The sequence below is a fragment of the Psychrobacter sp. 5A.1 genome (assembly GCF_030407455.1).
Classification (GTDB): domain Bacteria; phylum Pseudomonadota; class Gammaproteobacteria; order Pseudomonadales; family Moraxellaceae; genus Psychrobacter.
This window is the reverse complement of record NZ_JASDDJ010000005.1, coordinates 1-22,008: the sequence shown is the minus strand read 5'-3', so window position 1 is coordinate 22,008 and position 22,008 is coordinate 1. Positions and strand designations below refer to the sequence as shown.

19 protein-coding genes are annotated in these 22,008 nt (G+C 43.9%); 4 read left to right on the top strand and 15 right to left on the bottom strand.

The window, feature by feature from the left end:
* Window positions 1–48: 48 nt before the first annotated feature.
* The 6 genes from QL982_RS01990 to yajC form a co-directional block, all read right to left on the bottom strand.
* Window positions 49–408, bottom strand: coding sequence for an AzlD domain-containing protein (locus QL982_RS01990; protein WP_290163478.1), 360 nt, complete (start codon window positions 406–408; stop codon window positions 49–51).
* Complete coding sequence (locus QL982_RS01985; protein ID WP_290163480.1) at window positions 398–1,129, bottom strand: AzlC family ABC transporter permease; 732 nt, start codon at window positions 1,127–1,129, stop codon at window positions 398–400. Before QL982_RS01985 ends, QL982_RS01990 begins: the two co-directional genes overlap by 11 nt.
* An 87-nt stretch (window positions 1,130–1,216) precedes the next feature.
* The gene (locus tag QL982_RS01980; RefSeq protein WP_290163483.1) at window positions 1,217–2,620 is read right to left on the bottom strand and encodes an MATE family efflux transporter; all 1,404 of its coding nucleotides are present in this window, start codon (window positions 2,618–2,620) and stop codon (window positions 1,217–1,219) included.
* A gap of 232 nt (window positions 2,621–2,852) precedes the next feature.
* Window positions 2,853–4,115 (bottom strand): protein translocase subunit SecF, encoded by a 1,263-nt coding sequence (secF, locus tag QL982_RS01975; protein WP_290190137.1) that lies wholly within the window; start codon window positions 4,113–4,115, stop codon window positions 2,853–2,855.
* Between the two features lie 9 nt (window positions 4,116–4,124).
* On the bottom strand, window positions 4,125–6,002 hold the full coding sequence (secD, locus tag QL982_RS01970) for a protein translocase subunit SecD (protein ID WP_290163488.1): 1,878 nt from the start codon (window positions 6,000–6,002) through the stop codon (window positions 4,125–4,127).
* Window positions 6,003–6,541: 539 nt separating this feature from the next.
* Window positions 6,542–6,871, bottom strand: coding sequence for a preprotein translocase subunit YajC (gene yajC, locus QL982_RS01965; RefSeq protein WP_290163490.1), 330 nt, complete (start codon window positions 6,869–6,871; stop codon window positions 6,542–6,544).
* Window positions 6,872–7,385: 514 nt separating this feature from the next.
* Between yajC and QL982_RS01960 the strand changes: the two genes are divergently transcribed.
* The 3 genes from QL982_RS01960 to QL982_RS01950 all read left to right on the top strand — a co-directional run bounded on the left by QL982_RS01960 (window position 7,386) and on the right by QL982_RS01950 (window position 12,597).
* Window positions 7,386–8,672: a hemolysin family protein gene (locus tag QL982_RS01960; RefSeq protein WP_290163492.1), complete on the top strand. Its 1,287-nt coding sequence runs from the start codon at window positions 7,386–7,388 to the stop codon at window positions 8,670–8,672.
* Window positions 8,673–8,924: 252 nt separating this feature from the next.
* A complete protein-coding gene (locus QL982_RS01955; RefSeq protein ID WP_290164786.1) occupies window positions 8,925–9,419 on the top strand; it encodes a hypothetical protein in 495 nt (164 codons plus the stop codon).
* Window positions 9,420–9,603: 184 nt separating this feature from the next.
* Window positions 9,604–12,597, top strand: coding sequence for a LysM peptidoglycan-binding domain-containing protein (locus QL982_RS01950; RefSeq protein ID WP_290164787.1), 2,994 nt, complete (start codon window positions 9,604–9,606; stop codon window positions 12,595–12,597).
* A 142-nt stretch (window positions 12,598–12,739) separates the two neighbouring features.
* On the opposite strand, the gene QL982_RS01945 is transcribed toward QL982_RS01950, so the two are convergent.
* A complete protein-coding gene (locus QL982_RS01945) occupies window positions 12,740–13,948 on the bottom strand; it encodes a transglycosylase SLT domain-containing protein (protein ID WP_290164788.1) in 1,209 nt (402 codons plus the stop codon).
* 1,040 nt (window positions 13,949–14,988) lie between these two features.
* Window positions 14,989–15,813 (bottom strand): Nif3-like dinuclear metal center hexameric protein, encoded by an 825-nt coding sequence (locus QL982_RS01940; RefSeq protein ID WP_290164790.1) that lies wholly within the window; start codon window positions 15,811–15,813, stop codon window positions 14,989–14,991.
* Between the two features lie 353 nt (window positions 15,814–16,166).
* Here QL982_RS01940 and QL982_RS01935 point away from each other — a divergent pair, with 353 nt between their 5' ends.
* Complete coding sequence (locus QL982_RS01935; RefSeq protein ID WP_290164791.1) at window positions 16,167–17,492, top strand: trypsin-like peptidase domain-containing protein; 1,326 nt, start codon at window positions 16,167–16,169, stop codon at window positions 17,490–17,492.
* Window positions 17,493–17,616: 124 nt separating this feature from the next.
* On the opposite strand, the gene yfaE is transcribed toward QL982_RS01935, so the two are convergent.
* The 7 genes from yfaE to QL982_RS01900 form a co-directional block, all read right to left on the bottom strand.
* On the bottom strand, window positions 17,617–17,883 hold the full coding sequence (gene yfaE / locus QL982_RS01930) for a class I ribonucleotide reductase maintenance protein YfaE (protein ID WP_290164792.1): 267 nt from the start codon (window positions 17,881–17,883) through the stop codon (window positions 17,617–17,619).
* A 119-nt stretch (window positions 17,884–18,002) separates the two neighbouring features.
* Window positions 18,003–19,136, bottom strand: a complete 1,134-nt coding sequence (gene nrdB / locus QL982_RS01925) for a class Ia ribonucleoside-diphosphate reductase subunit beta (protein WP_290164793.1) — start codon at window positions 19,134–19,136, stop codon at window positions 18,003–18,005.
* 131 nt (window positions 19,137–19,267) lie between these two features.
* Window positions 19,268–19,639 (bottom strand): hypothetical protein, encoded by a 372-nt coding sequence (locus tag QL982_RS01920; protein ID WP_290164794.1) that lies wholly within the window; start codon window positions 19,637–19,639, stop codon window positions 19,268–19,270.
* Window positions 19,640–19,689: 50 nt separating this feature from the next.
* Window positions 19,690–20,523: a hypothetical protein gene (locus QL982_RS01915; RefSeq protein WP_290164795.1), complete on the bottom strand. Its 834-nt coding sequence runs from the start codon at window positions 20,521–20,523 to the stop codon at window positions 19,690–19,692.
* 76 nt (window positions 20,524–20,599) lie between these two features.
* Window positions 20,600–21,037, bottom strand: a complete 438-nt coding sequence (locus tag QL982_RS01910; RefSeq protein WP_290164796.1) for a hypothetical protein — start codon at window positions 21,035–21,037, stop codon at window positions 20,600–20,602.
* 86 nt (window positions 21,038–21,123) lie between these two features.
* The gene (locus QL982_RS01905) at window positions 21,124–21,411 is read right to left on the bottom strand and encodes a type II toxin-antitoxin system mRNA interferase toxin, RelE/StbE family (RefSeq protein ID WP_290164797.1); all 288 of its coding nucleotides are present in this window, start codon (window positions 21,409–21,411) and stop codon (window positions 21,124–21,126) included.
* Window positions 21,401–21,652 (bottom strand): type II toxin-antitoxin system Phd/YefM family antitoxin, encoded by a 252-nt coding sequence (locus tag QL982_RS01900; protein ID WP_290164798.1) that lies wholly within the window; start codon window positions 21,650–21,652, stop codon window positions 21,401–21,403. The genes QL982_RS01905 and QL982_RS01900 overlap by 11 nt, the downstream gene beginning before the upstream one ends.
* Window positions 21,653–22,008: the final 356 nt, after the last annotated feature.

Genomic DNA, 22,008 nt, shown 5'->3' with positions numbered 1-22,008 from the left:
ACTATCGATTGAATTGAGGACACGCCCTATATAAATGGGCGAAATATTTTAGCCCAAAAAACTGTTAAATACCCATAATAGGCCATTAATGGCGGTGATGCCAACGACCATACTAACCAATAGCTGCTGGCTAATATGATAAATGAATAACACCAAAATGATCGCACCAATTTGCGCCATTAATAAATGTAATTCAGGGCTACTGATCTCAGTTGTGGCCGATAAGCCTTGATAAGACAGGCTGGTTAAAATAAGTAGTACCATGACTGATAATGGCAAACTCTCATTTAGCCGATGCAGCCAAGGCGTGTCCAACAGTTTTCTGGGTATCAATGCTGGCAATGCACGTGTGATAAAGGTGACGGCAGCCATGGCAAGCGTGGCAAAAATAAGATAACTACTGCTCATAATATTCTCCTGCCTTCTGACGTTCTACCCAAAATCCACGTACCAAGATCATAAACATACAGATCGTAATGGCGACCAATAGCAACCAGTTGTGGGTAAAGAAAGAGGCGATAATCAAGCCAATCACCGCAATGCCAATCGGGAAATAGCGTTTGATACTTTGAAACTGCTCATAAGCCAAAATAGCAAACAGACAAACCAAAGCAAAATCCAAATGTGGCACCAAGTCACTGAGTGTACTACCGATCATCACGCCAACTGTGCTCGCGAGTACCCACCAGCTTTGGTTAAATAAACTGATAGGCAGTATCAATGCCCGTCGTGACTCATTTGGTAAGCTCGTCATGATCGAAAAAGTTTCGTCAGTCAAGGCAAACAGGCAATAGGTTTTGGCCAGCTTATTTTTCGGTAGATATTGTAACAATGGCATACCATAAAATACGTGGCGCAAATTAATCGCAGCGATATTGGTGGCGAGACTGCCAATTGGCAAACCCGCGCTGAGCATCGGCAAACAAGCGTACTGAGCCGCACCAGCATAGAGAACAATGCTGAGCATAATCGTTGCCCATATGGGAATGCCAGCCACTTGTGCCAGCACACCAAAGGCAATGCCTGCAGGTAAATATCCCATCGCAACGGGCAAGCTTTTTTTGAAGCCTGCAGCCCAGTGGTAATGGCTTTTGTGTTGATGGCTTAATTCATTTGAATGAGTGTTCACATGACGTCCTAAATTTTTCTTATGATGTTTTTTATAAATCTATGGGCTTAAAACTTATTGGCATACAATCTATGGGCTTAAAAATAATTACGCTTCAGGTTGTGGTTTTTCATAACGACCAGATTGGTGAGCGCGGTATAAAAACCCACCTAACACGATGAGCCTTAATAGCAAGAGACACCATACGCTGAGCCAAATACCAGTCATGTCCCATTGCTGATATAGCAGCCAACTCAGTGGGAAAAAAATAGCAGCCAGTATCAGCGCAGCGTTACGAATCACACTGCCCGCCGTCAAACCAAAAAATATGCCATCTAGCCAATAGGCACCAACGCCAACGAGGGGCAGTAGCACGGCATATAAATGGTAATCATAGGCGAGGGCAAACACCGATTCAATATTGGTCATAAATCCCAAATAAGTTGGCATCGCCAGCCACCAGATGCCACTTAGCATGATGGCAAGGCCGTAGCTAACTACGCCTGTACGCTTCACGATAATACGAAAACGCGGCCAATCACGTCGACCTGCTGCTTGTCCGCTCAATGTCTCAGCAGAAACAGCAACGCCATCGAGAGCAAAGGCAGAGATGCTCAATACTTGCAATAAAATAGCATTGGCTGCCAGTATGACGTCGCCGCTTTGGGCAGACAGTCGAGTAATCCAAGCAAAGCTTAAGGTCAAAACCAGTGTGCGTACAAAAATATCTTTATTTAAAGAAAATAGCCTAAGCATTTTATCTTTTGCAAAATGCTGTCGATCAGCCTGAAATAGTGCAGTCCAAGAGATGCCTAAATGTTGGCGACTTAGCCATAAAGCCATTAGCACCCCTAACCAAAATGCAATAGTCGTCCCCAACGCGACACCTGCCAGCCCCATCTGCATCGAAAACACAAAAAACAAAGTCAGCACGATATTAAGTACGGCGATAAATCCCTGCTGGTAAAGCATATAACGGGTCTTGCCTTGCCCTGCAAACCAACCAATAAACGCAAAATTCATCAGCTCTGCGATCACACCCCAAAAGCGCACATCTAAGTAGGTCTTTGCAGCACGCCCACTTTCAGGATTGGCAGACAATGCTTGCAAGCCAAAATCAATCAGCCACGGTTTTGCGATCAGCAACGTGGCCCCGATGATACATGCCAATAATAAAGCGCGTTGTAAGATAGATAATAAAGGCGTGGGTGCTGCTGCTGTCGTATGACCAGCATTATTAGCCAGCTGTCCTAAAGCCTGTGCGGACAGTCCAGACGATGCGTACTGCAAAAAATTAAAACTGACGAGCAACAAGGACAGTAACTGTATTGCCAAACCCATACCAGCCAGTTTGGCAGTATCGTTCATATTGCCCACAATGGCGGTGTCAATAACGCTTTGCAGCGGCATGGCCAAATTGGCCAATAGGACAGGCAGCGCAATCGCGACAATACGCTTATAGCTTGTATCAATGGGCGGCATCACAGGGGATGGGGCAGAGTTAGCTGACATGGGGGGCTCATTTATACTTTGACGATAAAGAGGATATATGTGTTGAATAATAATAAAAATGTAAGGCAGCACATTTGACATGAGTGACAAAATAGCTATAAAGACAAAAGCACCTAGACTCATTATTCATGAGTCAGGTGCTCTTATTCAAACAGTGTAATTGGTTCAATCAGCAATAATATCAAGTTGATAACACACTATATCAGCGTACTACTTCGCTTAATATAGCCTACTAGACATTGTCTTGTTCAAACATTTTTGGGTCATTAAAGGTGACAATTTCTTCTTCGAACTCTGGTTTGACTTTTACGATAAAGTCATCGCGCGACAGACCCATGCGTAATGGGATCGAGCTTGCGATATAAGTCGATGAATAAGTACCTGCCAGTAAACCGATAAATAATGCTACTGAGAACCAGTATAACCCATCACCGCCCAAGAAGAGCATGGCCAATACCACTAATAAAACGGTAGAGATGGTCATAATTGTACGGCGTAAGGTTTCAGTCAAAGACAAGTCAATGGTTTGACGCGGCGTAATACCACGGACACGGCGGAAGTTTTCACGAATACGGTCATAGACAACGATCGTATCGTTCAATGAATAACCAATCAAGGCCAATACCGCTGCCAATACCGTTAAATCAAATGGGAAGCCAAATAAAGCAAAGACACCAATGGTCACAACCGCATCATGGAATAGTGACAATACTGCACCCAGAGACAGTTTGAACTGGAAGCGTAGGGCAACATAGCCAAGCATACAAACCAGTGCCAATACCAAGGCCATGACTGAGTTTAGATAAACCTCATTACCAACTTGGCTACCAATGATATTGACGTTGCTAATTGTCGCAGTGTTACTTGGTAATGCCAATGCTTGAGTAAGATCTGCACTCAGTCCATCAACGTTATTAGATTGAGGGGGTAGACGCACCAGTAGTTCTTCACGCGTACCTAGGTACTGTACAACGGCATCATCGAAGCCATTATCAGCAAGTGCTTTTACGACAGCAACCTGTTCGACAGGCTGCTCATAACGCACATCGGCAGACACACCGCCAGTGAAATCAAGACCTAAATTCAAACCATTTACCGCAATAGCAATGATACTGGCGATTACCATAAATAAAGACAATAGCGCCATTGGCTTTTCTATCTTCATAAATGGAATGATACGCTGGCTACCAACGGCTTTGATACCGCCTTCAGCAACGGCTGCTGCATCATCTTCAGCATCACCTGATACTAGATTGGAATCGACCGCTGTAGATAGCGCTTGGCTGTCTTTACCACCTTGATCTTTACCACCACGACGGCCAGTATTTTTACCTGATTTTGTGGTAGTAGGATTGTTGGTCTTGGTATTGCTACCTTTGCCATCACGACGCGGTTTGTTACGGCGGCGCGTACTTGCATTGGTCGCATCACCGTTTGAGCCATTTCGATCAGGGTTATTCTGCTGTTCTAAAGGGTTGTTATTATCGATTGCCATAATGTTCTCCTAACCGATGCTCAGACTTTTGATGGATTTACGCTTACCATAAGCAATTTGTACCAGTGCACGTGTCACCAAAATCGCGGTGAATAGTGAGCTGACAATACCAATAGCTAGCGTAATCGCAAAGCCTTTAATCGGACCAGTACCAATCGCAAATAAGATAAACGCGACCAATAAGGTTGTAATGTTGGCATCAAAAATACTGCTAAAGGCTCGATCAAAACCTGCCACGATGGCTGACTTTGGCCGTACGCCATTGGCAATCTCTTCTCGTATTCGCTCAAAGATCAGTACGTTGGCATCAACCGCCATACCGATGGTCAAGACGATACCTGCGATACCAGGTAGGGTAAGTGATGAACCCAGAATTGACATAATAGCAATAATAATAATAACGTTAACGGCTAGCGCAACGTTGGCAATCACACCAAATAGGCGATAGAAGATAATCATAAACGCGAAGACTAGTAGATAGCCGACCTGCGTAGAGAACAATCCTTTATCAATGTTTTCTTGACCCAATGATGGACCAATAGTGCGCTCTTCTACAAAGTACATCGGTGCAGCAAGTGCGCCTGAGCGTAGTAATAGAGCCAGCTCAGCTGCTTCAGCACTGCTGTCTAGACCAGTAATACGGAATGATGAACCAAGTACCGCTTGAATATTGGCACGGTTGATGACTTTGATCTCAGCATATGGTGTCCGTATTTCTTCAGTCTCACCCGTGGCTGGATTGTCTTCGTAAGTGATTCTTTGCTTGTTTTCAATGAACAGTACTGCCATTTGTTTACCAACAGCGGTACGAGTGGCGTTCTGCATGAGCTTGCCGCCCGCGCTGTCCAACGTAATACTGACTTCAGGTAGACCGCTTTCATCCAAGCCCGTCTGCGCGTTGGTGACTTTGTCCCCTGTGACGATCGCTTGACGATCTAACAATACAGGCGGACCATCGAGTGTTTCAAATGGGAATGCCTCTGTGCCCGCTGGAGGTATGCCGCCAGTATAGGTATCGGCATCTTCTGCCACCATACGGAACTCAAGGTTTGCAGTACGACCAAGGACACGTTTTGCTTCGGCAGTGTCTTGTACACCAGGTAGCTCGACGACGATACGACTAGCACCTTGCGACTGCACTAAGGCTTCGGTAACACCAAGCTCGGCAATACGGTTACGTAGGGTCGTCAAGTTTTGATTGACCGCATAGCTATTGATTTCGTCAAGCGTCGCATCGTTGTACGATAGAACCAATGCAGGACCTTGATTATCAATAGAAGACTGCAAGTTAAAGGTATTGCTCATCGAGCCTTGCAGTATGTTTTGGGCACGGTTACGGGTATCAGTATCAGCAAAATGCAATACCACGCCTCGATTTTCGGTTTTTATGCCTTTGATCGCAACTCGCTCAGCACGTAGCTCACGTCGCATATCACGACTGGCACTGGTCAAACGCTGCTCAAGTGCCTTATCCATATCGACTTCGAGTACAAAACGTACACCACCGCGTAAATCGAGACCAAGCTTCATCGGTTTTGCACCAATATCGCGTAGCCATTGCGGGGTTGTCTGTGCTAGGTTGAGCGCGACCACATAGTCCTCGCCCAGATTTTTACGTAGCACTTCTTGCGCTTTTAATTGATCGACTGGGTTGTTGAGACGTACCAGCGCACTGTTGCCCTCAAATGTACCATCATGATTGTCTAGACCAGCTTCTTCGAGCAAGCTTTGGGACTGGGTCAAGATACCTTCAGACAGTTGCGTGCCTGCTGCGGCGCTCGTAATCTGCACGGCAGGTTCGTCAGGATAGAGGTTAGGGGCAGCATACAGACCGGCCACAAATAGCACGACGGCAATTAGTAAGTATTTCCAAGCGGGATATTGCATAATCACTTCTTTAAGTTGATAAACGACTGGCGACGTAGGCCACAAGTTAGCAGATGGGAAGTTAGCGATAGCAACGGTCGAGTGCTATGTTCAGCAGTCGTCATCATGCACCATTGCGATCATCCGCGATGATAGTAACGCATAAAACAGTAGAGCAAATAATACAGACGTATCGTTATCTAGTCACCAAAAATCATATGGTTAAATTGGATAAAGACAGAACATCTAAACAGTAAGTCTCATTTATACGGCCATTCTACCTTGCTGTTTTAAGAGCGAAAAATGACCGTAAATCATATACGGTCATTTTTTAGTCATGACATCCATTGATGTAACGACTAGGGTGTGTCCTCATTTCAAAAATGGCGATAAAAATGAGATAAATTGCCGTCAAATAAGAAAAATAGTGTCGATAATATCGAGATGTTGACCAACTATTTGGTGATGTTTGACAAAATTTAGCCCAGTTAGATGACTATCGTTTGAATTGAGAGCATGTCCTATGAGCGATCACTAATAAAAACCAGTGATCATTCTCCTTAGACACTTTCGATCGTGCCAGTAGGCAATACTGAAATAACAGAAGCACGTTGTACTTTCACATCAGTATTGTTGTTTAGGCTCACAACGGCATAATCGCCTTCGATCGCTTTGATACGGCCCATTAAGCCACCAGCAAAGATGATTTCACTGCCAACGGTCAGTGCATTGACCATCGCGCGGTGTTCCTTGGTACGCTTAGACTGCGGGCGAATGACCAAGAAGTAAAAAATCGCAAAAAAAGCAACAGGCAGTAAAATCTGACCGAATAGACCTGCAGCACCGCCAGCTTCTGGTGCAGCATGAGCAGCTTGGATAAATAAGAACATAATATCTCTCAGTAAGTCATAGATAATAATAAAATTAGACGCATAGTAACAAAAAATCCCAGACTTGGTAACTGTTAATCATAGGCTGAGCGTGTTTTTCTTAGCGTAGCGGCATACTATCAGCCAACGGGTATGACAACAATGTTTTTACTATATTCAAATGGTTAATATAAAAGTTCAGGCTAAATAACTGTGATGAATCGGCTAGTGAGGATGTCATTATACAACCGCTAATAGTAGAGTAATAAAAGTCATCAAAAAACAAAAACTTAAAAATAGCGACTTATTGTGAAATGGTAGCATCAATGCTACTATCAAATGGCAATGATTGCCTACATTTAGTATGCTGTCTATTGAGGCGAAATATCGCTTCAGAACAGTGATTAAAGCCATTTTAAGCAATTATTCATATGATTAATAGATAGCGTGTCTTACTTTGCTAATCGATATGGTTTGCTCATTATATTACTTTCCTTTTTCTCTTTTTAGGTTACCTAACTTGTTCACCACTTTTATGTTTGTACCTCGTTTATGTCGTCCGCGCGCCCATCGTAAAGACGCCTCTGCAGAACCTCCCCCAAGAATGACCAATAGCTCTCGATTTGGTTATACCTCTTTTTCGATATTTTCTGCCTTGGCTGTATTGACGCTACCGCAGTCAGTATGGGCAGCCGGTGCTGCAGCAACACCAACCGCTGCCGCCGCCCCAACCACGCTTAGCGTGTCTTTATTGATATTTTTTGTCTTACTCGCCATTGGTGTCTCTTTTGTTTGTTCATTAGCCGAGTCTGTTTTGCTGAGCATGACGCCGTCGTTTATTGCGGATGTGCAAGAAACGAACCCCAAAAAAGCAGAAATGCTTAAAGGCCTCAAAATTGACAATATCGATCAGTCATTAGCTGCTATTTTGACCTTGAATACCGTTGCCCATACACTTGGCTCTATCGGTGCGGGTGCACAGGCTACGATTGTGTTTGGTAGTGCTTGGTTTGGATTGTTTTCTGCCATCATGACCCTTGCTATCTTGTTTTTATCTGAGATTATCCCAAAAACGTTGGGTACAGTGTATTGGCGTCAGTTAAGTGGTATGGTGGCTTATTTCGTTCGCGGTATTATTATGCTTCTGTATCCATTGATTTGGGTGTCAGAGCGTTTAACAAAACTCTTGGTACGCGGCAAAGAGCCTCAAACGTTCAGCCGTCGTGAGTTCGCCGCGCTTGCCAGCATCGGTGAAGAGTCGGGACAAATTGATCCGTTGGAGTCACGTATCATTCGTAACTTGCTCGCGTTTGGCGCTATCAAGGTCGAAGATATCATGACGCCCCGTTCAGTCATGCTGGCGTTTGAAGAAAACAAAACCGTCGCTGAGCTATTGGTTGATCGACCAAAATTGACGTTTTCTCGACTGCCGATTTATGATGGTGACCTAGATAATATTACGGGCTTTGTCCTAAAAACGGACATGCTATTGGCCAAGGTCAATCATGCCATGCACAAACCACTAACGCAGTTCAAAAGAGACATCACTTTTGTTTTTTCCAAAATGAAACTCTTTGATTTGTTAGAGCTGATGCTAAAAAATCGTATTCATATTGCGATTACGGTCGGTGAGTATGGCGAAGTCAAAGGACTCGTGACGTTAGAAGATGTATTTGAAACATTACTGGGTCTTGAAATTGTCGATGAGATAGACCGTGTTGAAGACATGCAAGCGCTAGCACGGCAGATGATGGATAGGCGTGTAGAGCGTTTGGGGATGAAGCTCAGTGATGATGAGCAACCTGAAAACAGCAATAATTAAAAATAGTTGGCTCAACTGAACGTCACCATGCACAGTTTTTTATGAGTATTTGCTTTGGCATTCTGTGTTTTTTGGTTCGCAATAATTACACAGGGTGTCACATGGCTGTGAGAATTTGATGATAGGCTCGGCACATGATATGCGTATACTTATATAGCTATATCAATATAAATACACTGCTAAAATAAATGATAAAAGAGCGTTAATCGTCAATATATGACACTAACGAAAAAAATATCGCTAAGGATTATCATGAAAAAATTATTGGGAAAAGGGATGTTGGCTCTATTGGTGAAAAGCGCCAGCATAACTGCAATTGTAGCAGTAGCCAGCACCATTAGTATTAGTGCACAAGCGGCTACTATGACCGAAGATTTGGTACAGAACTATGCTGCAGCAATGAAGGCATCAGCAAATAGTCAGAATGTGAATCAGGTCTCACGCTTGGTATCAGATGATGCGCTTATTTCACTGTCTAGAAAGGGCAAGTCTACTAGCTTGGATAAAGACGCCTACTTAAAACTGCTGCAAAATAGCTGGAATGATACCTCTAATTATCGCTATGATATTTCTGTAGACAATGTTGTGATTACAGGGGTACAGGCCAAAGCCAATGTGACGACAAATGAGAGCTGGGTAAAAGACGGTCAGAAAGTCTCATTCGTCACCACATCTCGTGTGACACTAACGTTGTCTACTGGTAATGCAGTGCTCTTGCGTGCAGTTTCACAAGTGGCTATTAATTAACCAATCATTGTTTATCTTGGATGAAAGTGCATTTGACCATTGAATCTTAAGGTGTGCAAAATCTGGCTACTTAAGCGTCTATCATTATCTTTTATATTAGACTGGTCTTTGCTTTACATTGCGTACTATACTATCCATTAACTTTTTCTTATTAATTTTCTGTCGTTAGGAAACTTCCCATACCATGTCTACTGTGCTATCACACTCTCGCTCATTCATTGCGTTGCCATTGACGCTTGCGGTATCCACTTTACTGATTAGTGCTTGTAGCAATACATCAGCGGTAAAAAACCAAGGTGCGACTAATAGCTCGTCTGTCATTACCAAGCGCCCTGCTAACCAGGGGGCGACCACCGGTGATACGGATTATTCAACTGCCTTTTTAGATGCAGAGAGTTTGGATGAGTTGGCGGATTTATTGGAAGCCACTGACATGACCATGGTGGAAGGCAATAAACTGGCCATTCAGCAATATGGTGATTTATGGAATCGTCTGCGTGCAGGCTATCGCATGAATGGCGGTCAGCCAATTTATAATCAGCGTATTGAAGGTCAAAAAAGCTGGTTTACCAGTAGACAGGATTATCTAAACCGCCTAACGGCGCGTGCCAGTCGCTATATTTATCATACGGTACGAGAAGCTGAGAGACGCAACATCCCAACAGAGCTGGCCTTATTGCCAGTCATTGAGAGCTCTTACGATCCAAGTGGTACGAGCAGTGCTGCCGCCGCAGGCTTATGGCAGTTCATCCCAAGTACAGGCCGAATTTATGGTTTGAATCAAAGCAACACCTATGATGGTCGCCGTGATGTCATCGAATCAACGCGCGCGGCTTATGACTTTTTGACCGCACTGCACAACCAATTTGGAAGCTGGGAGCTGGCGCTGGCTGCTTACAATGCGGGACCTGGGCGTATTCAAAAGGCAATTGATGCCAATGCGGCGCGAGGCTTACCAACAGACTACTGGTCACTCCAACTGCCCACTGAAACGATGAATTATGTGCCGCGCTTCTTGGCAGTGGCCGAAATCGTGGCCAAACCTGAACAGTATGGTGTGTATCTGCCAGCCATTGCTAACCGTCAGCATTTCCGTAGTGTGCCAGTCAACTATGGTGTCAGCTTATCTGAAGTGGCGCAACTGACGGGTGTCACGTACGATGAGTTAGAAAGATTGAATACAGCGCTCACCTCAGGAAAAGTAGACTCTTCAGGCCCGCAGCGTATTATCATTCCTAATGATGTCAGCCTAGATACCGATTCCAAATTGAGCGCACTAAGAGGTAATGGTACGGGTAACGTGCTGGCAGCTAGTACACCAAGCACGACGACTACCACCACACCAAGTTATAATAACAAACCCTATACGGGCTCTTCACTGCCATCTACGGGTAGTGCATTGGCCGATTATGCTGCCAGTGCAAGCGTCCCTCAGCAGACGACAAGCTACATCTCACCTTCTACCACACCGACCAGCAGTTCTGTATATAGTGGCAGTTCTTCAGCGAGTACAGAGCCACCATTGACCACAGCAGAGACCAACAAGATCAATGCTGAGCTAAAGAGCAGCAACAGTCTACCGACCACCTCAGCTCAGATTACTCAAAACAATACGATTGTCCAAGAGCCACCGCTCAGCAAAGAAGAACGCGATTTTATAGCCAGTCAGATCCGTAGCAACACCTCCGAGACCAATGTCATCAACGCAGATGGCAACATCAATTTATCAGCCGTACAGACACAGCAATCTATTTTAGAAGCCAGTGGGGAAGAGAAAAAACTCAGCTTTGCAAAAAACTCGGTAAGCAAGCCAAAACCAGCAGGCACGCGTACCACTTATACAGTAAAACGCGGTGATACCTTATCGAATATTGCGAGCAGATCAGGGGTTAGCTGGCGTGATATCGCAGAATGGAACCAGATTGATGCCAGTGCCAGCCTGCTATCAGGTAGTACCTTGTATCTCTACAATGCCAAGAGCATCGATGAACTAAGCACGGCTAGTAACGCCGCTGCTAGCCAGCCTGAGAGTTACGTAGTACAAGGTGGTGATACGCTCATTGGTACGGCCAATCGTTTTGGCCTATCCGTCACACAGCTTTCTAGTTATAACAATCTAAGCAGCCGTGCTGACCTATTAAAAGGTCAAAAACTCTGGTTGATCCCCGGTAAAGTCACTGCACCTGCAACGACCCCTGCTGCGCCTGCTACCAAGCCAAAAAAATCAAGCACAGCGACTAAAAACTATAAAGTAAAAGCAGGGGATGGTTTGATCGCATTGGCGCGCCAGTTTAATGTGTCGACAGATACTTTGGCCAGCCTAAACGGTATGAACAACACCAGCTCATTGTATGTTGGTCAGACGCTGAAAGTACCAGCCAGCGTTGACTTTACTGCTATTGTAACCGCTGATCGTAGTTCTACTAGCCAAGCCAGCTCAAACTCAGTGGCAACGACCAACTATAAAGTTAAATCTGGCGATACCTTAATCGGGATTGCCAATAGCGTCGGAGTTAGTGCGGCTGAGCTTGCTGCCGTGAACAGCAAATTTGATGCAAAAGCACGTTTGCAACGTGGCCAAACGATCAAAGTACCAGCCTCTAAAGAGCTGGTCGATCGTCAGTTACATAATAAGGCGATCAGTTACAAAGTAAAATCAGGTGATACCTTAACGGGCGTGGCCAAACGCTACAATATTGGCTTAAGTGACTTGGCATCTGCGAACAATCTGAATACCAGTTCTAACTTAATACTGGGACGTAGTATCACGATTCCTGCCAGTGGTAGCGTTGCTAGTACGACCAGCCAAAGCAAGGATACTACTAATAACAGCTCGAACAACACGAGTACCGCGAGTAGTAGTGGCAAAAAATTGGGCAATACAGAAAGCTATAAAGTAAAATCTGGTGATGGCCTGATTGCGTTAGCGCGTCAATTTGGCATATCGGTAGAGGATTTGGCGGCGACCAATGACTTAGCGACCAACGCTCAGCTACAGCGTGGGCAGACCCTCAAAGTGCCAAAAGCGACGGTAAGCTATACGGTTGCATCAGGCGATAGCTTGATTGGCTTGGCACGTAAATATGGTGTCTCAACACAAGAGCTGGCAGATATGAACAATATCGCAGCCGATACGATGTTGCAGCGTGGTCAGCGTCTAACGGTCCCCAATCGCTAATAATAGCTCATTATCGACATGATGTTTTAAAAAATAGCGTCAATATAAATCGTACGTCGCACCATAAAAAAGCTGCTCTTATAAAGAGCAGCTTTTTTGCATTTGACACATTGGTTTTTAAAACGTCTGAAAAGGCTATGAATTAAACAGTCTGAGTTTTGATGGTCTCAAGATAACTTCTGATATTGCTGACATAGTGCATGGCTTGACCATAGCGACTATTCGAGGCTTTATTGTCTGCCAAATACGCATAAATATTTGCCCAGCTCTTGTCGTCAATACCTTGGTCTCGCAGTTTGCGCTGAATACCTTTGACGGCATTTGGGCCCATATTGTAAGCGGCTAGCGCGAACCAAATTCGATCTGTTTTTGGCACATCAGAGAAGTCCGTTTTCATTTGTTCCAGATACCGCGCGCCGCCACCGATGCTTTGATAAGGATCAATGCGATCTGAGACGCCCATGGCTTTTGCGGTATTGTTGGTCAGCATCATCAGTCCGCGTACACCAGTCGGTGATACAGCATCGGCATCGAGATGTGACTCTTGATAACCCATCGCTACCAACAGTTCCCAATCATGATTGTAATTGCGCGCTTGCTCTTCAAAAGAGGACTGATAATCAGGCAGTTTTTCGGTCAAGGTTCTTTGAAAATGATCCTGACTATAGGCGTCTTTTAGCAAGTTTTGATTATAAAACGCGGCAAGTTTTTGTGTGTTTTTTAGCTTGATGCTATCGCACAAAAAGTAACTGGCCTTTTGTGATAGTGGGTCATTGGATGAACTAAACGTCCAACTCACCTTAGGATGCAGACCGTTTTTAGTCAAGCTGGCATCATAACCACAGCTGACATTGATAGAGGATAGATTTAGCTGGTTTTTTAGCTTAGTACTGGCGGTTGTCAGCGCCATATCAGCGTTGCCTAATCTTAATGCTTTTAGCGCCGCTTCTTCACTTGCATAGGCTTTTAGGTCGATATCTACACCAAGCTCATCGGCATAAGTGCGCACCAGATCAAAGCCAAAACCATGTTGGAAGCCATCGGTCGCAAAGTAAGTACTGTCGCCTGGCACCGCTGCAATGGTCAAGGTGTTTTCCAGCATAACATTGTCATAGGCTGGTACTGAGGTATTCATGGTCGTCAGGCTCTCAGCAGGTAGAGAGAGCATAGCGATACTAGATATTTGTGCCAGCTTCTTGGTTCTGGCAAAACGATGAGATACAGTAGGGGTAACGGATGAAACGATGTTACTTTTGGTGTTCAGTAGGTGTTTAGGTGAACGCAGTAGATAAGAAATACGGCGTTTGGCCCCTTGCGCAGATACTTTTACACGATAAGTAATACGCTGCATGGATGTCTCCTGATTTTAGCCATCCTTCTTACCGCAAAAACGCGTACCAATGTATGCCCATAATATTGACATATAGCGATATCGCATTTTAAATAGTGTTGCATTTTTTAATAGGATAAATGCAGCGCTATCTTGTTTGAATATAATGCCACTAGCGTACTCTCTCTAAGAGTTAGTGGGTTAGTTTGTCAGTCAGCCAGCTATCGGTGTGTCATAAAAGCGTTTTAAAGCCGTATTTATAAGTACTGATTTTAAATACTGAACGCACAACGACACGAAGGATATAAATCAGACGACTCCTTCATCGATAACGAAATATGGCTAGTGGCCAAACAACTATATGTCAAACATAGGTAAGGTCATGAGTAAGTCATTGAGACAAAGACATCGCGCAAAACATGGGTGTAACCATTCACCAATGAGGCAAATTCCTCTGTTTTTGCTATGCTAACGTTGATAGCGGGCTACACCGTCAGTCACTGGTAATAGGGTAGCGGGCTACGAAAGTTTTTTGTCCAGCAATGAGGGCAAGCATCACGACCCGTTTGATAGTTTATAAAATGCTCTATCAAACGGATCATACAAAACCGTCATCGCGACCCTAAAATAAAAAAATACCATGTCGCTAACATATATAGTGCAAACATAGTATTTCAATGGGCAGCGCTCTAAAATCTTATCGCTTATATAGTTTGATAAAATCTTAGATAACTACCAGCATTATTTTAGTGCCATAACCGGAAGCTGTAATAATGGGAAGTTTCATGACAAAACGTTCTTTCTTACAGGTAGTAATATGCGGTTACTGATTGTATTATTCAAGTAAAGTTAAGAAAAAAGCGATAAAACTTAACAATAGAGACATGAACGGTTCATTTTTTGGCTATTTTGTGCGTGATAATCACAAATAGACTAACGAATTCCAAGTAAGCGCCAAATCAGACTTTGTCAATTATAAATTGACGCTAATCATTGATAACCCTTTATTTAGCTCTCCTACCGTAGCAGATTCAATCAAAAACCGATACAGTGCGACTGCTTTATGCTGGGTTTTCGATATCAATAAAGGTCACAGGTAGTCCAAAGTTTTGAGCGATTATCTCACCCAATGCTTGGATGCCGCCACGCTCTGTCGCATGATGACCACAAGCGAAATAGTCAATACCAAGCTCACGGGCGACATGCGTGGTACGCTCAGATATTTCACCAGATATAAATGCATCACAGCCCATAATGGCCGCCTGTTCGATCATATCTTGTGCACCGCCTGTACATATACCGACGCGTTTTATCTGCTTATTGCTTGTCTCAGAAGCTGAGTCTTTATGATACTCCGCTGGGATATGTAGTGGCGTGCGCCCTAGTGCTTGAGTAATGGTTGCAATGAGATCGTCAGCACTTTGCGGTGTACAAGTGGCAATATTACCAATAGGGTGTGACTCGGCAGGATAGAGCGCACCCGTGATCGTCATGTCTAACATGTCAGCAAGTTGTGCATTGTTACCAGTGATAGGGTGTGCATCAAGCGGCAAATGATAGCCAATCATAGAGATGCCATGCTGCATTAATTTGCGGATACGTCGACCTTTCATGCCTATGAGAGGCGCAGGTTCACCTTTCCAAAAATAACCATGATGCACCATAATGGCATCGGCACCATCAGCGATGGCCGCATCAATCAACGCTTCGCAAGCAGTCACACCTGTGACGATGCGTTTGATAGGACGCCCGCCATCTATTTGTAGGCCGTTTGGTGCGTAGTCTTTAAACGCATTTGCTGATAAATAGTCGTCACAAAACTGTGTCAATGTCTGGGCGCTAATGCTTGGATTGGTAGGTTCAGCTATCGTATGATTTGCCGTCATTGTGTTTTCCTTTCGTCAATGAAGTGTGTGTCGTAAAGTGCGGTAGATTAAGCAAAGAAAAATTATGTATCATCTGTCGTGCTTGGTAATATTTGGCTTTGAGCTTTATAAAAGTTATTTTAACATGCTGTTGTAAGCAAGCAGACAAGCGGGATAACTGAAATGGTACACGATACGTTACTATTTACTGGTATTGCGGTTATAATTTATACATGTGAGTCTGCCTAGCTGATGGATCAATTGACCATGCAATGAATGAGTTGATAATATCTCAGTAAGCAGTTGACAATCTCTCACTTTTATCTCAATTCGTTTTTCACTGTCTGTTTGCATTAAATTTATAGAGGTTTTATATGTCGTCATCCCGTAACACCAATAACAAGGCGTCTTTATTTAAATGGTTACCTTGGGTCTTATTGCTGCTAGTGTTGGTAGCGTTTATCTGGTTGTTTACGAGTATGAAGTCAACGTCGGAGGCCACGTGGGAGCCACCAAGAAATCCGCCTGCGGCACAGCAAGCGTCAGAGTCAGTTTCAGATACGCCAGCCCCTATCTCTTCTTATCATAATGCGGTTGCGCGGGCGTCACAGTCTGTGGTCAATATCTATACGACCCAAACCATGGCAGAGCATCCCTATATGGATGACCCTGTACTGCGCCGTTTTTTTGAGTTTCATAGTGGTCCTGCACAAGACCAAGGATCGACCAACTTAGGTTCGGGTGTGATCGTATCAGAAGATGGCTACATCGTGACCAATGCGCATGTGATCGAAAAAGCGGATGAAATCACTGTCGCGTTTAACGATGGTCGCAAGAGCCGCGCCAAAATCATCGGGACAGATCCTGATAGTGATTTGGCCGTCATCAAAGTCGATATGACTGGATTGACGCCACTTGGCTTCCGTGAAGATCCGATTCGCGTGGGGGATTTGGCTTTAGCGATTGGTAATCCATTTGGTGTGGGTCAGACTGTGACGCAAGGGATTATTTCAGCGACTGGACGTACTGGACTGGGTGTCAATAAATTCGAAGACTTTATTCAGACTGATGCGGCAATCAACCCCGGTAACTCAGGCGGCGCACTCGTCGATGCTCGCGGTGAATTGGTCGGTATCAATACCGTCATATTCTCACGCTCTGGCGGCTCGATGGGTATTGGTTTTGCCATTCCAACGGCACTGGTTGAGCAAGTGATGAATGCTTTAATCAAAGATGGCCGTGTCAGTCGTGGCTGGTTAGGTATAGAGATTCAGTCACAGCTACGTGACCCAACGCAGCTGGAGACGTCAACGGGCGTAGAAGTGCTAAACGTCATTGATAAAAGCCCAGCGGCAAAAAGTGGTCTACGTGTCGGTGATATCGTTCTGACCATCGATGGTGTGGAAATGACCGATGCCAATACTTTGATTCAGTATGTCGCGCGCAAGGCACCAGATACAGAGCTTGATGCGCAGATATTGCGCCAAGGTAGCAATGCACAAGTAAAAATAAAGCTAGAAGAGCGCCCAGTACAAGAACCGATCGAACGTCCTGTCGTGCTGCATGATGAGAGCATGGGTGGCATGGGAGTGCCAAGCATTCAAGGTGATGAAGAAACGCCAATGATGTCAAAGGCAGAGCGTGACCGTATGCGCGAAGAGCTGATGAAATTGTTTGAGCAAGATGGAGCGCCACAGTAAGTCGTCATGACAATGTGCTGACTCATCGTGTGTTGATGGGATAGCACATTCATTTAGCTGATAGTATAAAAAAACCGCGCTTCTTATAAGAAGGAGCGCGGTTTTTATTTGTGTTGATTTTGCTCTACTTTACGATAGGCTCATGATTGAGGTAGATGACGCCTTGCACACGGCAACAGCAGGGCAGGATTTCATCTTCTTCAATCATCGCAAGCGGGTCAAACGGATAGTCAACCGTGTGTGAGCTGGCGATGCGTTTGACTCGGCAGCTACCACAGTAACCCTCACGGCATTGATAATTGATATCATGTCCAGTACGTAGCAGCCCATCGAGCAGACTCTCGTCATCATGCAAGTAAAACTGCTGTTTACTGGTCATTACCCAAGTCATCACTTTGTCCTATCCATTTTCCTATCGTTTTATGCGCTCAAACATCACTGTTTACAATGAGGGCATACCCTAAATTAAAAGTGCTTCTCTAACGCTCTAAAGTTTAAAGTTCAAAGCTCTTATAATTCAAAGTCATCAAAATCACTGTCTGATAAGTCAGAGTCAATCTGACCAACCAAGTAGGAGCTGATTTCTGTCTCTTGCGGGGCTACTTGCACATTGTCAGACGACAACCATGTATTGATCCATGGAATCGGGTTTGATTTCGAGTTCGGGAACACGGCTGGCAAGCCAACCGCTTCCATACGCAAGTTAGTGATGAATTCGATATATTGGCAAAGAATGTCTTTATTCAGACCGATCATCGAGCCGTCTTTGAATAGGTAACCTGCCCATTCTTTTTCTTGCTCAGCCGCTTTGCGGAAGATCTCGATGCTTTCTTCATAACACTCTGCGGCAATCTCGACCATCTCAGGATCGTCACGACCATTACGCATGAGGTTAAGCATATGCTGCGTACCCGTCAAATGCAGCGCTTCATCACGAGCGATGAGCTTGATGATTTTAGCATTACCTTCCATTAGCTTACGCTCGGCAAAGGCAAACGAGCAGGCAAATGACACATAGAAGCGAATGGCTTCTAAGACGTTGACCGCGACGATACACAGATACATCTGCTTTTTCAGTGATCGCAAATCGACAGTCACTTCCTCGCCATTGACGTTGTGTGTACCAGCGCCGTACAGGCTATATAGCTGCGAGTTGCGGTACAGCTCATCATAGTACTGAGCGATATCAGAGGCACGCTCCAAGATGTGCTCGTTTTTCATAATGTCATCAAAGATAATATTTGGATCATTGACGATATTGCGAATGATATGGGTATAGCTGCGCGAGTGAATGGTCTCAGAGAATGCCCATGTCTCAATCCACGTCTCAAGCTCAGGGATAGACACGAGCGGCAAGAGTACCACGTTTGGGCTACGACCTTGAATAGAGTCGAGTAGGGTCTGGTATTTGAGGTTACTTAAGAAAATATGCTGCTCATGTGAGGACAGATTGCTAAAATCGATACGGTCTTTGGATACATCGACTTCTTCTGGACGCCAAAAGAATGACAGCTGCTTTTCAATCAATTGCTCAAAGATAGGGTGCTTTTGTTGATCATAGCGCGCTACGTTGACTGGATTACCAAAGAACATCGGCTCTGTTAGCGCATTGTTTGGCGTTTGAGAAAAAATCGAGTAAGTCATTGTTCTACCTTTATAAGTGATACGGTGGTGAATTCAATTTTGAAAATGTTGTTTTAAAGCATGAGTAAAAAAGTATGAGCAAAAATGCGTTAGACGTTATTTATTATCAATCTGCTATTGCCAGTTATCTATTACAGATTTTCTAACGATATCTGTGAGGACTCTTGTCCATCGTTCATATAAGCTTTGAATATCTCGCTCAGCTCACTATCGTCGAGTGCTTCCAATTCATCAAGTGCGCTTTTGCGTAGGGTACTCACATCAGCATCTTCTGACAGTCTTTTTGTATCTTTTTTAGTGGCTCTTAATACTGGTTTTTTGGGTGCTTTTGCCACAGCCTTTTTGGTGACCGCTGTCTTTGGTGATTCATCCACACCTAACTGCTGACGCACCTCTGCAATATCAACCTCGACTTGCACGATATGCGATCCACCATCGTTTAGGTCTGAAAATACATTTGGGATAAACAAACCACCGTCTTTGATGATTGCGGTATATTGCACATGACCTCCGTCGTTTTTATTGTTTGTGTGTTTTAATGATATGCCCTAAATTAAATGGACCATTTGATGCCTATTAGGGGATTTCCTTCAGCTTTTTGTTGCCAATACATCATCTTCTCATTATTTCCTTCCATGCCTTTAGCGCTCAACTTTTTATAATGCTTTGCTAGCCTATGAATGGCCAAACGACTGCCTTGGTTAGCAAGCGCTTCAATCTTAGGTAGCATGTTTTTGACACAATTAGCATCTGAGCTATCAAAGTCCTCATCGATCATCATCACTTCTGTGTCGATTGACCCTGCTTTTATGAGTAAATTAAATACCTGAGTCGGATCATCATTTCCCCAAAGCGGATTGGCTTTGCTGATCCCGCCATTCAAGGACATAGCCACACCTAGTATCAGCTCGTCAACATACTCTGGACGGTCTTGTTTATAATATTCAACCAATTTTTCTAAGTAAGCGATGGCTTGATAGTCATCCTTTGGCACGTATTCGCCTAAGTAATAATAGCCAAATAAGCTTATTAGCTCTTTTACAGCAGTGCTCTGCGATATAATGTCACCCATTGATAGAGCTTGTAGCATTTGCTCATTATCTTCAAAACTATAGTCACCACCCGTCGGTCTGAAGTTACCAATATCAGCATTCATAATGTATTCGTCAGCGAACCGACGTTTGAGTTGAATGTAGTCAGCAGCCTCTTTATCTATCGTCACGGCAGCATCACGTTTAATAACAGGATGGCTCAGTGCCTCTCTGTAATAGTATCCACATTGGTCACGTGTATTTACTTCTACATCTTCCTTACTTGTGGTTTCAGCATAACTGCTAGTCGTTAAAAATAGCGCCGATAGTAGTAATGAGATATTAAAATTTTTCATGGAATTTATCCTTGATAATGTGCTCAGCATTTCTAAAATGAGGATACGCACTATGCGAATCTACAATATTTACTTGCTATGCTTTTTTCTCTATGTCTCGTTTTAATAAATACGTATAACCCTTGGTGGTTACCCAAATCCCCAAAAAGGCAACCAGTGAAACGATGCCTATACTGACAAAAGCGGTGGGTAATACTTTTGGATGAAAGAGAGATATGAATAGCGCTTGTTTGTCCTCATCCAGATAAAAGAAGTAGATAAGTACTAACGGTATCCAAGAAAAAGTAATAATGTTAAATATGCTTTTTCGAGCGAATACAAGCTGTTCATGTGCTGTCATCAATCGGTTTTGCTGCTTATAGAATAAGTGAGAGATCAATAGCGCTATACCGATAGAAAGGATAGCTACTAGCCCTCCTGATATACCAAATACATATAACACAGTGATAGTTGTCCAGAATAGAGCACAAAGCATCAGTGAATATTGTTCTAAAGAAGGTGTCATTCTAGGCATAATATATTCTTGTATAAATTTCAGTGTTGGTTTGCTTAAGACCTAGGGTGCATTCAACGTAACCCATAAAATAAACGATATTCGCTCTATGGTTGACGCGTCGCCAGACTGTCATATACTTTGTTGTTTTCTCTTTTGCCGACGGCTAATACATAAACCACCACCACATCATCTTTGACGGTATATACCAGACGATAACCTATGGTGCGTAATTTGATTTTATAAGTATTCGTGTGTCCAGAGAGTTTTGACGCAGGCACATGAGGGTTCGATAATCGCTGCTGTAATTTTTTCTTAAACTGTTGCTGAATACTTGGCGCTATCTTTTTCCACTCTTTTAATGCCAAAGGGTGAAACTCAAGATTATAAGTCATCCAATGTTACCTTTATCGGTATATGCCCATCGTTCAACCGTGCGCTCACGGTTTGGCTTAATGCCATATCGTCCATGGCTTCCATCATGCGTTCAAACACGTCTGATGACACTAAGTAAGCCACGGGTTTGTTGTGGTTTAAGATAGCGATGGATTCACCATCTGACTGTTTAATCAAGGCAGAAGGATTGTTTTTTAGCTCTGAGATACTGGCTGTTTGTGTCGCAAATATTGGTTGCATAACGTATTCTCCGTTAAAATTAAGCTCTAAATATAGGGCTAATTTTAGCACGAAAATCCGGTCTTATTTGTTACTGTGTTCAATTTAAATATTTTGGGTAGCCAATCCCGCCTACCGCTTGTATCTGCTTTGCCGCTGGCGTGCAGTCTATCGTGTCTGACCGCATTCCTGATACTACGTTCAGTCACGGACTGCATCGCCATCGTCGTCAGCAGGATACCGCTATAGTCGGGGCTAAAAAGCCTCTTTGAAGCAAAGTTAGTCAATTCTTTTAAAAATATTTGGTGGTGTTCTAAAAAGTATGCTGTCATCAGACATAACCATAGTTAATATAAAAGAATACCAGATCGAATACT

Excerpts from the sequence above, each read along its gene's own strand:
- QL982_RS01935 (WP_290164791.1), top strand. The coding sequence starts at position 16,167 with ATGTCGTCATCCCGTAACACCAATAACAAGGCGTCTTTATTTAAATGG.
- yajC (WP_290163490.1), bottom strand. The coding sequence starts at position 6,871 with ATGTTCTTATTTATCCAAGCTGCTCATGCTGCACCAGAAGCTGGCGGT.
- yfaE (WP_290164792.1), bottom strand. The coding sequence starts at position 17,883 with ATGACTTGGGTAATGACCAGTAAACAGCAGTTTTACTTGCATGATGAC.
- QL982_RS01990 (WP_290163478.1), bottom strand. The coding sequence starts at position 408 with ATGAGCAGTAGTTATCTTATTTTTGCCACGCTTGCCATGGCTGCCGTC.
- QL982_RS01940 (WP_290164790.1), bottom strand. The coding sequence starts at position 15,813 with ATGACGGCAAATCATACGATAGCTGAACCTACCAATCCAAGCATTAGC.
- QL982_RS01905 (WP_290164797.1), bottom strand. The coding sequence starts at position 21,411 with ATGACTTATAATCTTGAGTTTCACCCTTTGGCATTAAAAGAGTGGAAA.
- QL982_RS01980 (WP_290163483.1), bottom strand. The coding sequence starts at position 2,620 with ATGTCAGCTAACTCTGCCCCATCCCCTGTGATGCCGCCCATTGATACA.
- nrdB (WP_290164793.1), bottom strand. The coding sequence starts at position 19,136 with ATGACTTACTCGATTTTTTCTCAAACGCCAAACAATGCGCTAACAGAG.
- secD (WP_290163488.1), bottom strand. The coding sequence starts at position 6,002 with ATGCAATATCCCGCTTGGAAATACTTACTAATTGCCGTCGTGCTATTT.
- QL982_RS01915 (WP_290164795.1), bottom strand. The coding sequence starts at position 20,523 with ATGAAAAATTTTAATATCTCATTACTACTATCGGCGCTATTTTTAACG.
- QL982_RS01955 (WP_290164786.1), top strand. The coding sequence starts at position 8,925 with ATGAAAAAATTATTGGGAAAAGGGATGTTGGCTCTATTGGTGAAAAGC.
- QL982_RS01950 (WP_290164787.1), top strand. The coding sequence starts at position 9,604 with ATGTCTACTGTGCTATCACACTCTCGCTCATTCATTGCGTTGCCATTG.
- QL982_RS01945 (WP_290164788.1), bottom strand. The coding sequence starts at position 13,948 with ATGCAGCGTATTACTTATCGTGTAAAAGTATCTGCGCAAGGGGCCAAA.
- QL982_RS01910 (WP_290164796.1), bottom strand. The coding sequence starts at position 21,037 with ATGCCTAGAATGACACCTTCTTTAGAACAATATTCACTGATGCTTTGT.
- secF (WP_290190137.1), bottom strand. The coding sequence starts at position 4,115 with ATGGCAATCGATAATAACAACCCTTTAGAACAGCAGAATAACCCTGAT.
- QL982_RS01900 (WP_290164798.1), bottom strand. The coding sequence starts at position 21,652 with ATGCAACCAATATTTGCGACACAAACAGCCAGTATCTCAGAGCTAAAA.
- QL982_RS01960 (WP_290163492.1), top strand. The coding sequence starts at position 7,386 with ATGTTTGTACCTCGTTTATGTCGTCCGCGCGCCCATCGTAAAGACGCC.